At 55.2% G+C, this 12,754-nt stretch carries 9 protein-coding genes; 1 reads left to right on the top strand and 8 read right to left on the bottom strand.

The window, feature by feature from the left end; genetic code table 11:
* Positions 1–1,076 (top strand): heavy metal translocating P-type ATPase (locus tag NP596_RS16315; RefSeq protein ID WP_256616451.1); only part of this gene is annotated, 1,076 nt, incomplete at its 5' end.
* 13 nt (positions 1,077–1,089) lie between these two features.
* Here the strand turns inward: NP596_RS16315 and NP596_RS16310 are convergent.
* The 8 genes from NP596_RS16310 to NP596_RS16275 all read right to left on the bottom strand — a co-directional run.
* Positions 1,090–4,614 carry a PAS domain S-box protein gene (locus NP596_RS16310; protein WP_256616450.1) on the bottom strand — a complete coding sequence of 1,175 codons (3,525 nt, stop codon included), beginning with the start codon at positions 4,612–4,614 and terminating at the stop codon, positions 1,090–1,092.
* Between the two features lie 46 nt (positions 4,615–4,660).
* Positions 4,661–6,280 carry a sensor histidine kinase gene (locus NP596_RS16305; protein ID WP_256616449.1) on the bottom strand — a complete coding sequence of 540 codons (1,620 nt, stop codon included), beginning with the start codon at positions 6,278–6,280 and terminating at the stop codon, positions 4,661–4,663.
* A gap of 37 nt (positions 6,281–6,317) precedes the next feature.
* The gene (locus tag NP596_RS16300; RefSeq protein ID WP_256616448.1) at positions 6,318–8,174 is read right to left on the bottom strand and encodes a PAS domain-containing protein; all 1,857 of its coding nucleotides are present in this window, start codon (positions 8,172–8,174) and stop codon (positions 6,318–6,320) included.
* Between the two features lie 6 nt (positions 8,175–8,180).
* Complete coding sequence (locus NP596_RS16295) at positions 8,181–9,125, bottom strand: response regulator (protein ID WP_256616447.1); 945 nt, start codon at positions 9,123–9,125, stop codon at positions 8,181–8,183.
* A gap of 9 nt (positions 9,126–9,134) precedes the next feature.
* The gene (locus NP596_RS16290) at positions 9,135–10,229 is read right to left on the bottom strand and encodes a response regulator (RefSeq protein WP_256616446.1); all 1,095 of its coding nucleotides are present in this window, start codon (positions 10,227–10,229) and stop codon (positions 9,135–9,137) included.
* Positions 10,230–10,570: 341 nt separating this feature from the next.
* Positions 10,571–11,347 (bottom strand): hypothetical protein, encoded by a 777-nt coding sequence (locus NP596_RS16285; protein ID WP_256616445.1) that lies wholly within the window; start codon positions 11,345–11,347, stop codon positions 10,571–10,573.
* A gap of 201 nt (positions 11,348–11,548) precedes the next feature.
* Positions 11,549–12,223, bottom strand: coding sequence for a copper resistance protein B (locus NP596_RS16280; RefSeq protein WP_256616444.1), 675 nt, complete (start codon positions 12,221–12,223; stop codon positions 11,549–11,551).
* A partial coding sequence (locus tag NP596_RS16275) for a multicopper oxidase domain-containing protein (RefSeq protein WP_256616443.1) occupies positions 12,216–12,754 on the bottom strand: 539 nt, incomplete at its 5' end. The genes NP596_RS16280 and NP596_RS16275, both read right to left, overlap by 8 nt.

Genomic DNA, 12,754 nt, shown 5'->3' with positions numbered 1-12,754 from the left:
TCAGCAATGCCATCGCGGTGCTGCTGATCGCCTGCCCCTGCTCGCTGGGCTTGGCGACGCCGATGGCCATCATGGTCGGCACCGGCCAGTCGGCCAAACGCGGCGTCTATATCCGCAACGGCGGCAGTCTGGAAACAGCCTCCAAGCTGACCCACATCGTGTTCGACAAAACAGGCACCATCACCGAAGGCAAGCCGCAAGTCACCGATTTCATCGCCGCCGCCCGCCAAGACGAAACCCGGATTTTGGCGCTGGTGGCCGGCGCGGAAATCGACTCCGAGCATTTCCTGGCCAAGACCCTTGTCGCCTATGCGCAATCGCGCGCAATCGAACCCGCCCGGGTGGAGACATTCGCCAACATTCCCGGCCACGGCATCAAAGCGCGCGTAGACGGCAGCGAAGTCTTGATCGGCAATGCGGACTGGCTGGAAGCGTCCGGCATAAGCAGCAAAACCCTGGGCAAGCGCGCCGCGCCGTTGGCGGAACAAGGCAAGACGCCGGTATTTGTTGCCATCGACGGCAAGGCGGCGGGCTTGTTCGGCATCGCCGACAAACCGCGCGAACATGCGGCGGAAGCCATTCGTCGCCTGAAAAGTCTCGGGGTAACGCCGCTGATGGTGACCGGCGACACCGAGGCCACCGCCCGCTATATCGCCGCGCAAGTCGGCATCGGCACCGTAGTCGCCCACGCCAAGCCCGAGCAAAAACTGGAGATTGTCCGGCAATTGCAGTCCGAAGGCGCTAAAGTCGGCATGATAGGCGACGGCATCAACGATGCGCCGGCACTGGCCGCGGCGGACGTGGGTTTTGCCATCGGCAGCGGCACCGATGTCGCCATCGAAACCGCCGATCTGACCCTGGTCAGCGGCGACATAGGCAAGGTGGCGGATGTGATGGAGCTGAGCGGCGCCACCCTGCGGGTGATCAAGCAAAACCTGTTCTGGGCCTTGGGTTACAACACCGTGGCCATTCCGGTGGCGGCCATGGGCAAGCTCAATCCGATGATCGCTTCGGCGGCCATGGCGATGAGTTCGATTTCGGTGGTGTTGAATTCGCTGCGTTTGCAGCGCAAGTAAGTATGAGAGCTTTCTAATCGCCAAGGGCAGCGTAATTTTTTGCCTCTCGCAAGATGGCAAGAGCACTCTCGTATTCAAAGATATCAATTGCTCGGGCAAAATCCGCATAGCCGTCTCCTAACAGCCAGCGCAGCATGTCGGCGTTGTCCCGTGCCAAGCGGCTAGCGCGGGCATTATTCTCGATCAGCAGGGCCGTCAGCTCATCGACGACTTGTTTTGCGTGCGTCGGATCGATTTCGCCGCTGGCACGGCTCTCGGCTTCATCCGGCATATCGCCGATCGCCTCGATCAACCTGTTGATTTCCAAGCCGGACAATTCGGCCAAGCGGATCCGCTCATTAGCGGATGTTTCCTGCCTGAGCGCATTATCCAAGGCTTTCACGGTTTCCAACACATTTCGTATGCCCAACACGCCAACCACGCCTTTCAAACCATGGATCAAACGTTGCGCTTCCCCAATTTCGCCAGCACTGATTAATCTCAAAACCCGTGGCATGTCCTCGCCGTGGGTATCTACAAACATCCTCAGTAAATGCCGGTATTTTACGACATCACCTTTAAGCGCCCGTAAGGCATCAACTGAGACAGGACCGGCCATAGCCTCAAAAGAACGCACGTCCGTTGCGAATTCGGCTGCGTTTTCCGTCATCGGCGGCACCGTCTCCTGCCCGCTTATCCGAGCTGTCTTCGGCAACCAGTCCAACAACTTGCTATACAACAACTCCGGCACCACCGGCTTGGGTACGAAGTCGTTCATGCCGGCTTGCAGACACGCTTTACGATCATCTTCAAAGGCATTGGCGGTCATGGCCAGAATAGGTAAATCGGCCAGTTGCGGTTGCATCCGCAAGGTGTGGGCGGCAGCCAAGCCGTCCATCTCCGGCATTTGCACATCCATCAGCACCAAGTCGTAAGATTGACTGGCGATTTTTTCCAAGACTACCCGGCCATTTTCCGCCACATCGACCACCAGCCCCACATCCCGCAACAAATCCAGCGCCACTTCGCGGTTGATTTGGTTGTCTTCGGCCAACAGCACCCGGGCCCCGGCATGCCGTTGCCGTAACAGGATATCGGCACACGTAAGGTTGGCGGCAACAGCCGTCGACGGTGTGCCGTACCCGCATTTTAGCCGGGCGGTAAACCAGAAATTACTGCCTTGCCCGACGACGCTGTCCACACCGGCATCCCCACCCATCATCACGGCCAATCGTTTTGTAATGGCCAAGCCTAATCCGGTACCGCCGTATTTACGGGTCGTGGAAATATCGGCCTGGCTAAAGGCTTCAAACAAACTTGCCTGTTGCTGTTCCGAAATACCGATGCCCGAATCCTGCACCTCAAACCGTATCAGCAACTCGCCTTGGTTTTCTTCCAACAATTTGCCGCGCAGCCAGATAGTGCCGCGCTCGCTAAACTTGACGGCATTACTGGCATAATTGAGTATCGCCTGCCGTAAACGGGTCACATCACCGTGTAACCATATCGGCACATCCGCATAATCGACGTTTACTTCCAAGCCTTTATTGCCGGCCTGCTCGCTGATCATGGAACGGATGTGGTCCAGCATTGCAGCCAGTGAAAAATCGCCCGACTCCAGCTCCATCCGGCCCGCTTCAATTTTGGACAGATCGAGAATATCGTTAATGATGGTCAACAAATGCTGGGCAGCGGCATCGATTTTACGCAGGCGGCTGGTCTGTTCCGAGGTTTTGGCATCCTGGCGCAGCAAATAAGTCAAGCCGATAATCGCGTTCATCGGCGTGCGAATTTCATGGCTCATATTGGCCAGAAAAACGCTCTTGGCCCGTGTGGCTATTTCCGCCGCCTCAGCCCGACGCGCCAATTCGGCTTCCATATTCCGCTGCGGTCTGATGTCGCGGGAAAAACCTACCGTACCCAACACGCTGCCATCGGCATCGACAATCGGCGCCTTGAAGGTTTCATACAAACTGCCTGGAGCCGTCGGAACCTGTTCCTCAACGGTGAGCGGCCGACGGCTTTCAATCACTCGCGCATCATCGGCACGATATTTTGCAGCCATTTCAGATGACCATAAATCCTCGTCGGTTTTACCGATTAAGTCGCCAACCCGCATGCCGTTAAGCTCGGCAACCGGCCGATTGGCGGCGATAAAGCGCCCCTCGCTGTCTTTTAACCAGGCCATGTGAGGCAAATTGTCAATCAAGGCTTGCAAGGCGTGGCTTTGTCTACGCAATTCGTCAGTGCGAGTATCCACCAATTCTTCCAGATGGTGGCGATGTTTGTTCAGTTCCTCGGCAACCCTCATTTTCTCGGTGATGTCTTCCTGCACCGACACATAATGACCGATACACCCATTCGGCTGGCGTATCGGCGTGATAATGGCGAAATCCACGTATTCGCTACCGTCTTTACGCCGGTTAACGAACTCGCCTTTCCAACTCTCGCCCTGTTGCAGCGCTGCCCAAAGTGCCGCGAAAGTATCCGGCTTAGTTTTGCCGGACATCAAAAAGCGCGGATTGCGGCCGATGACCTCTTCTTTCGGATAACCCGAGTTTTGCAAAAAAGCGGCATTCACATACTCGATCTTGCCGGTAGTATCGGTGATGATAATGCTGCCGGTACTTTGCTCGACCGCTTGCGCCAGTTGGCGTAATTTCTCTTCCTGTTGTTTGCGTTCGGTAATGTCAAGATTGATCCCGGACAGGCGAATCACTTGGCCGGTCTCATCGCCTTGCGCGCTGCCCTTGCTCAGCAGCCAGCGCACCTCGCCATCCGGGCGTCGGATACGAAATTCCACCTCAAACGGCCGACCTTGCCGGATACGCTCCCACTGCGCATCGATCATGGGTAAATCCTCCGGAAACACTAAAGCCCGCCAGTCCTCATAGCTTCTAATTCCACCCGACTCCAACCCATATAACCGCTCATATTCGGGTGACCAATACGTCCTGTTACTGGCTAAATCCCACTCCCAGATACCGACATGCGCGCCTTCCTGTGCCATCAGCAAACGCTGTTCGCTTTCGCGCAAGGCGGCATTGGCCGCCTCGGTACGGGCACTGGCCGCCAACGCATCTTCCATCAAATTCAAGGCCGCCAGGCGTGCTTGGCGCTGCTCTTCCAATGCCTGAATCTGGCTGGCTTGCAAGGCCGTTTCGGCTTCACGCAAGGCTCGGCGTTCCTTGGCCTCATCGATTACCCGCCGAATAACGGATACCAAGCGCAGCAAATTGTCCTTGAGCACGAAATCGTTCATCCCCAGGCGCAATAATTCCACCGCGGTTTCCTCGCCCACACTGCCGGACACCAATATCACCGGCAGCAACGGACACCGGTGACGAATTCGTCGTAACGACTGGCGAATATCCATGCCCGGCACATTAAAATCGGACAGCACCACATCCCATTCGCCTTGTAATGCCTCATCCAATTCGGCGTCACTATCCACCCGCCGACAGGTGGCCGGTAGCCGGTGCCGGTTCAAGTGCCGTTGCAACCATAAAAAATCGGCCTGCACATCCTCAATAACCAAGATGCTAATTTGCGGTTCCATCGGCATTACTCGTTTCGCGGCGGCTTGTTGATAGACTGGGTATTGTTCATGTTGCCACCTGGGCAAAATCCGGGAGCGTTTCCGCTAAGGTAAAGCCGAATACCGCACCCTTGCCGGGTTCGCCGTGGGCGTCGATGCGGCCACCATGCCGATGTACGATACGTTTCACGGTCGCCAAGCCAATGCCGATACCAGGAAATTCGTCTTGCCGGTGCAAACGCTGAAAGGGTTGGAATAACCGATTCGCGTATGCCATGGAAAAGCCGGCGCCATTGTCGGCAACACAAAAAAAGCGCACGCCGTCCCGTAATTCCGAATAAATCCGAATCGATGCAGCTTCGGTGTGCGCGGTATATTTCCAGGCATTGTCCAGCAGGTTGCGCAACATGGCGTCTATCATCCGACTGTCGCCTCTGGCTTTCATGCCCGCTTCGATATGCATGCTTATCCGCCGTTGCGGATCGCGCCGGCTCAAATCGGCCAGTTGTTGTTGCGCCAACGCCGACAAGTCAATCGCATCATGTTGCATGTCACCCCGGGTACTGCGCGACAATACCAGCAGACCATCGATCAACTCAACCATCTTGCCGGTAGCAATGCCTATTTGCGTCAAATACTCGAGACCTTCGTTGGGTATGGCTTGCCCATACTCCTCTATCAATGCCTGGCTGAAGCCGTTTATGGCTCTTACCGGCGCACGCAGGTCGTGGGATACGGCATAGGCAAAACTGTCCAGTTCCTGGTTGGCGGCGCTCAGTTCGGCGGTACGTTCGACCACCCTTCGCTCGAGATCGGCATTCAAGCGTTGAATTTCTTGTTCCGCCCGTTTGCGCTCTGAAACATCGCGGATAATTTTAGACGCGCCAACCACCTGCCCCTCTTTATCGCGGATCGGCGAGGTGGTAATGGACACTGTTAGCAACCTGCCGTCCTTGTGCAGCCGTTCGGTTTCGTAATGCTTTATGGCTTCCCCTCGACTGATGGCGGCCAATACAGTGGCTTCAGCCGCATGGTAAGCCGGTGGCGCCAGGATATGAAAAGCCTTACCCATAACATCCTCGGCCAGATAACCGAACATCCGCTCCGCCGCCTGATTCCAACTGGTAATGACGCCATCCAGCGAAATACCGATAATCGCATCGTCGGAAAATTCGACAATGGCCGAACGCAGTTGGCGTTCAGTCAACCAACCCTGTTCAGCCGTTTCCTTGGCAAGTCGTAAAGCTTCTTCAATGCGCTTGCGTTGATTGATTTCGGCTTGCAGCGCTTCGTTGAGCCGGCGTAATTGGCTAGGGCTAGGCAGACTCAATGCCCGTGGAATCAGCGGCCACAACACAAAAGCCGTTAGTACCGATACCGCCGCGGTAATTGCCTTAAGCATGGCATCCAACCCATACCAGGGTTTCCAAAGCACCACGGCGCCCATCAGATGCGTGAAGCCGCAGGCTATAATGAATACCGCAAACATCACCAATAACCAGGGATAAGGAAAATCCTTACGGCGATGGGCAAAATAACCCAACGCTATCGGCATGGAACAATAAGACAAAAAGATCAGCACATCGCTGACGACAAATGTCAGTACCAGGGGTTGCGACCAATTAATGCAATAACCATGCGGCATATAGCCGGTATTGCTCAATATGCGGCTGATTTCTTGTAGCATGGCAAGCCTCCCCAATGCTGGTAAAAATGACGGGTTGCTATCGCTTGGATGCGCCGGCAGCGTCCTGCTGTAACCCGGCTAAATCCGGCGCATCGGCAAAATCCAAATTGAAAGGCGGCGCTTGCCCAAGCCGGCTGGATAATTCGTTGACGGTGCGTTTGAGTTTGATCATGTCCAGCTCGCGTCCGACCATGGCGCGATTGCAGCGCTCCAACTCCTGATTTTGCTTCCGCAAGGTTTCGCTTTGTTGTTTTAATGCCTGGGCGACGGACACTCGCGTGGTGATGTCGCGGGAAATACCGAAAATGCCAACCACTTGCCCCCGGGCATCGTGCAGAGGCCCTTTGGTAGCCAGAAAAACCCGCTCGCCATCCAGGGTATCGAGAACCTCTTCCTCGATGATCGTGCGATTTTCCGTGATGACCCGTTGTCCGAAAGCCATTAACATCTCGGCTTGATCTTTCGGAAATATCGCCCTGTCATCGCAACCCAGCACTTCTTCCGCGGTTTTCCCAACATAGGCGCCAGCCGCTCGATTGAACAAAATATAACGGCCCTGTAAATCCTTGGCAAAAATCGCATCGTCGGAACTGTCCGCGATTTCCCCCAGCAAACTCAATGCACGTAAGCGCTCGGACTGGTTTTGCTGGACAAACCGGGCGGCATCCAGCTGCTGTTTTTGTCGCAGCAAGTAGTAGCCGGCAGCCACCACAAATAAGGCCAATACGCCCACCAACCCCACCCAAACCATATCATTCATGGCTTTGGCATTGACTTCCGCGCTATCCATTTTAGCCACCAGATACCAATCGGTACCCTTGACGGCGTCCGCCACAGCCAGCGAAGGTATCCCCCGATAATCGATACCCACCATAGTGCTACCGGGCTTAACTTCGCCACGCAGAATTTGCGCGGCCAGCAAACCCGCCCGATTCAGTGGAACACGCAATTTCGCGGCCGCATCCGGCCGATGTCTGAGGTCATTCAGATACAACACCTGTTCGCCGCTACGACGCACTAGCAAGGACTCGCCGCTGGTGCTGAGTAACGGCCAGTTTTCAAGAATCGGAAACAACCACTGCGCCAAATCGATATGCATGACCACAACCGGAACCGGCTTGGTCTTATCCGGGCCGGTTAGCGGCACGAGATAATCCAGCAAAACACGATCGGCGGCGTCCCGATACGGATCAAGCCTTAGTATCCTGCCCGTTTGCCTGACCGTCACGGCAGCCTCAAGCACGGCAGATGCCAAGGTTGCAGGCGCCTTCTCCGAACCCCAAACCCTCGCATTATCGGCGCCCAGCAAGCTTATGCCGTTCGGTCCCTGACTTTTACAGAGTTGTTTCAGTCGAGCCAGCAACCGGTCACCGCTACCCTGAGGGCCTATTGCCTGCCATTGCCGGTATTGTTCGGCAACGAACGCGCTGGTTTGCAGGTATTCCGCATCACTTTGTCTTTCCGCCAGCCAATCGGCAATCTGTCGGGCGTTTTGTTCGGCAACGGCACTCAAGCGAACCGCTTCATCTTCCTGATAATGCTTGAAACTCATGGCGATACCGATCAGCACAAAGCTGACGATAGTCGTCACCAATACCGTTACGGACAATTTGAGATTCAGGGACGCGGCGGGGACTGGCGGTTGCTCCGCCTCTCCCCCTTCAAACCAGCGCTTCAAAAGTCCGTAAAGCAATAGCGAGGTAATCAGAATAAAAAACCAGCCTTTAAACATGCTGATTTGGATGACTTGTTCAGGGTTGCTAAACAGCAATTCCAGCAAGCGGTCGGACAACAAAATCCAGACGGCGGCGAACATGGCATAAATCAGCACGACGGCCAGTATTCTGCCCCGACTAACGCCTGTCGTTTGGGAACCTGTATATTCCGATGCCATGCCGGCTTACCCGATTGAAGGTTGTGCCAACAAACCGGCGCCATGGACAGGCGCGGGCGGGATATTGAATATCGCCAGCACGGTATTGCCATTGCCCTGATAGTGCAGACGATCGACACTTAACTTATACGCCATGGCAATGCCGCGTCCATGTAAGTCAAACGCCCGCTCCGGCGAAAAATCCAGATAATCCCGCCAGTCGAACCCCGCTCCCTGGTCTCGGATAGTAAAGGCAAGACTATCCGGCTGCCGTTGAAAACTCACTTCAACATAACGATCGCGATATTCCGGCATTTGCAAGCGGCGCAGCACCTCGTCCCGCCAAACTCCCTTCATCAACAACTCGCTTTTGTCGGCATAACTAATCCCCAAATTACCGTGTTCCACCGCATTGATCAGTAATTCGAGCAAGCCCTGCGCGGCGCGCTCAGGCTGCGGACAGACGCGGGCAAAATTGTTAGCCAGCATCCGGGCCTGATCCAGGCCGCGAAAACGAAAACTGCCGCAATACAATAAATCCAACAAGCCTTCGGCCCGGCGGACACTGTCGGCCAATTCCAGATAGTCGCGCCGCTGCTGCAAGGCTGCGTTTACCACGGCCAGCAAGATTTCAGGCTGGAAGGGTTTGACCAGATAATAATAAGCCCCGTTATCCAGCCCCTCGCGAATGCTTTGTTTGTCGGCATGCCCGGTCTCGATGATGACGGGCAATTGGCTAAAGGCCGGATCTTTTTTTATGCGCCGGAGTAAGTCCATCCCGTCCATATCCGGCAAGCCGCGGTCCAGTACCACCAAGGCATACTCCGCCCCACGAGTTTGCAATTGCCGCCAAGCCTCACTGGCATTGGCACACACTGTAACGGACAAGCCTTCGTTTTCGAGTAATCCTTTAATGACAATGGCAATGATCGCTTCGTCTTCGACCAATAACACCCGAGCGGCTAGAGTCATGAGCGATTCCTAACCGGGCTCGCGATAGCGTTCGGCGATATCGCGGAATGCCGCATAGTGGCCGAGAAAACAATCCGTCATTACAGGATCGAAATGCGTGCCACGTTCGGCGGCAATCATTTCGTAGGCCTGCTCAAATGATATCGGCACTTTATAAACCCGCGGCGAAATCAGCGCATCGAAAACATCGGCTAAAGCCATGATGCGCGCCGAAAGGGGAATCGCCTCACCCGCCAGTCCATCCGGGTAACCGCCGCCATCCCATCTTTCGTGGTGCCAGCGGGCAATTTCCTTGGCCAAGGAAAGAAATTCAACCGAGTCGGCCGCATCCCGCTCGGCGTGTTCGATAGCATCGCTGCCCAACGCGGCATGGGTTTTCATGATTTTCCACTCCTCGGCCGTCAATGGGCCGAGTTTTTGCAGAATGGCATCGGGTATGCCCACTTTTCCGATGTCGTGTAACGGGGCGGATTTGCTGAGTAGCTTGATATAGCGTTCCGTCAGTACATCGGAAAAACCGGGTTGGCATTGCAACTGCATCGCCAGTTGTTGCACATAACCCTGGGTACGCAAAATATGGAAACCGGTTTCCGGATCGCGGATTTCGGCCAGATGCGCCAACGCGCGGATACTGACTTCCTGAATCAATTCGTTTTCAGCCATGCGCCGGCCAATTTCCGCTTCCAGCCAGATGTTTTGAGCGGATAACCGATCGCGCGCCTGCTTCAATTCCAGTTGGGTGCGCACTCTTGCCAGCACAATGGGCGGTACAATCGGTTTGGTAATATAGTCGACCGCTCCTGCGTCCAAGGCCTGCAATTCCGATTCCACACTGTCCATGGCGGTGACGAATATCACCGGAATATCCCGCGCGGCGGGATCGGCACGCAGTTTTTCGAAGACTTGATAACCGTCCATGCCCGGCATCATCACGTCCAGCAAAATCAGATCGGGATAGCTTGGCTGACCGATAATGCGCAAGGCCTTTTGTCCGGACGTGGCGACACGTACCTGAAAATTCGGCTGCAACAATTCGCTTAGGACGGTCAGATTCTCGGGAAGGTCGTCTACGATCAAAATAGTTTGTTGCGGTGCTACCGGCATCGAATGTCCATGATGGGGTTTTTCTTTGTAATGGATGGATAATAGTCCAGACAGAATGCCATATAAAATACATGGATTCTCGGCAAGACTTTAGCACGGATTCAGATACCGGCGGTTGCCCAATCCGAAATCCAAGTCACATCGTTTTATTTCCGAGTCATCAATGTAAAACGGAACATTAATAGTGATTCACTCGAGATTGAGTGTGACTTGGGAACTGTTAAAGACGTTGCGGCGGCAACGCAAGAAAGGGATGAATAAAACAGAATTATCGCAAGCTAGTGATAGGGTGCTATCGGACAGCCGTGCCAAGCCAGTTCTTGGCACGGGTTGTAACAAACTCAAATGTTGCGTTTACCGCGGCCTATCTTAACTAACCCGATTAATGCGCTGCCGAACAACCATACCGCGCCCGGTACCGGAACCGGCGACGCCGCCAGGGAAACGGTGTATTTACCTTCGAAACCGATACCCGCCGTGGAGTTACCGCCCACAAACAGGGTGTAATTACCGGCGCTCAGATTGTTAAAGGTAAAGCTCGCCGAGCCGCCGGCAATTGTGGTGGCGGCGCTATCGATGAAGCTCAAGCCTTGCGTGCCGAGCGGATTGTCCTGATTGTTTTGATAATCCGCTACCCGCACCGCCGTGGTACCGGTATCCCAGCCTTGAAACAACGAAAACCCCGGGGTCATGGCCGAGCCCAAGGCGGTATCGGCCGCCACCGTGATAGTCAGGTTGGACAGGCCGGTCAGTTGTATCAAACCGAAATCGGAACCGTGGCCCTTGCCCAAAGTCCCACTGGCGTTGGCGCTCCAGGCGCGCGGCCCAACCGCCAAGGCATAATTCGCATCGGCTCCGGCAGTGCGGGCCGCCGAGGACGACACGGTTTCCGTGGCGGTATTGCCGGCAAGTTCGGCAAACCACATGGCATTTAATTTGCCTGCGTAACCCGGCGCCGAGCCGCCTATCCAATTGGCCGGAGCGCCTCCGTCGGCACCGCCGGTTCCGGTAGCGTCCCAACCGGTTACGTTATAGGCCACGCCGGCTTGCGCATGGTTGTTAAAGGCAAACAGGGCGGCCATTAATGCGATTCCCCGCAGGGGACGTGAATGTTTCATAAAGCTCCTCGTGGTTAGTCCAATAAATGACAATATTTGAAGACATTGATATTCCTCGGATACCGGCCAAGCAATTCCGTTGCCACAATTAGAAAAACCTTATATTTATATCCTTTTAAGGGCTTGTGCGATTTTTTTGCCGCCCTCCCCGACAAGATTTATTAGGGCATATCACACAAAACCATGCGATATGCCTCATTTTCAATACCAAACCCTGAGCCCCACTACCCCGCGCACGCTATGTTGATGTTCCAACAGCGATTCCTCTTCGACATAGTCCACGCCGATATACGGCGCGAATTCGCGTTCGATCTCGTAACGCAGGCGCAGGCCGGCTTCGAACTCGGTGATGCCGGCCTTGACGGCGCGGTTTTGAATATCCTTGGCGGCCACATTCAGTTCGATGCGCGGCGCCAAAATCAAGCGCTGGGTCAACAGCATTTCGTAGCCCAGCGTCAAGCGGCCCAAGACATTGCCGTTCTCGGTAATGAACATGGCGCTATCGACTTCGATGAAGTAGGGCGCCAAGCCCTGAAAGCCGATCACCGCATCGTAGGTACGTTCCGGTTCGAAGGCGCGGCGGGCGCCGATTTGGAAATCCCAAAAAGTGTCGATATTGCGGCTGTACAGCATTTGCAGATCGGCGCGGCCGAAAATGCCCTGATCGCCGGCGTAATCGCCCTCGGTTTTTAGCCACAGCTTGTGCTCGTCGTTGCCGATCCAGTGCTGCACGTCCCATTTGAATAATTGCAAGCCGCCGTTGGTTTCGTATTCCAGCCGCTCGGCCTTGAAGTGGCTGAAAATCATGTCGTCTTCCTGGGCCTGGGCCGCGCCGACTAATAATGCCAGCAACAAAATTGGCAGCGGTTTATTCATGGCTATGCCCGCCCTGCCGGCCGGCTGTTTCGACGATCAATTTCCGGAACATGCCGGTATCCATGTGATACAGCAAATGGCAGTGAAACGCCCACTCGCCCTCGGCATCGGCCGGCACCTCCACGCTGAGCGTCTGTCCCGGCTTGACGTTGACGACATGCTTTTTCGGGTTATACATGCCGTTGCCGTTATCCAGATATTGCCAGAGTCCGTGCAGATGTATCGGATGGTTCATCATGGTTTCGTTGACGTAGGTAAAGCGTATCCGCTCGCCGAGTTTGACCCGGATCGGCTCGGCATCGGCGTACTTCACATCGTCGAACGACCAGATATAGCGGTTCATGTTGCCGGTGAGCCGCAGGGTGATTTCCCGGTCCGGCGGCCCCATCAAGCCGTGTTCGGGGGTTACCGCTTTTAAATATTGGTATTTCAGGACTGGGTGGATGGATTGAGTTTCAGGCTTGGCGGTATGCCGGGCATGGCCGGCGTGCGGGTCGTCTTTGGCCGCGGCCCCGCCGTCATGGCCCGCAT

Source organism: Methylomonas rivi (assembly GCF_024505165.1).
Classification (GTDB): domain Bacteria; phylum Pseudomonadota; class Gammaproteobacteria; order Methylococcales; family Methylomonadaceae; genus Methylomonas; species Methylomonas rivi.
The sequence above is the reverse complement of the archived record's forward strand: the minus strand, read 5'-3'. Positions and strand labels throughout refer to the sequence as shown.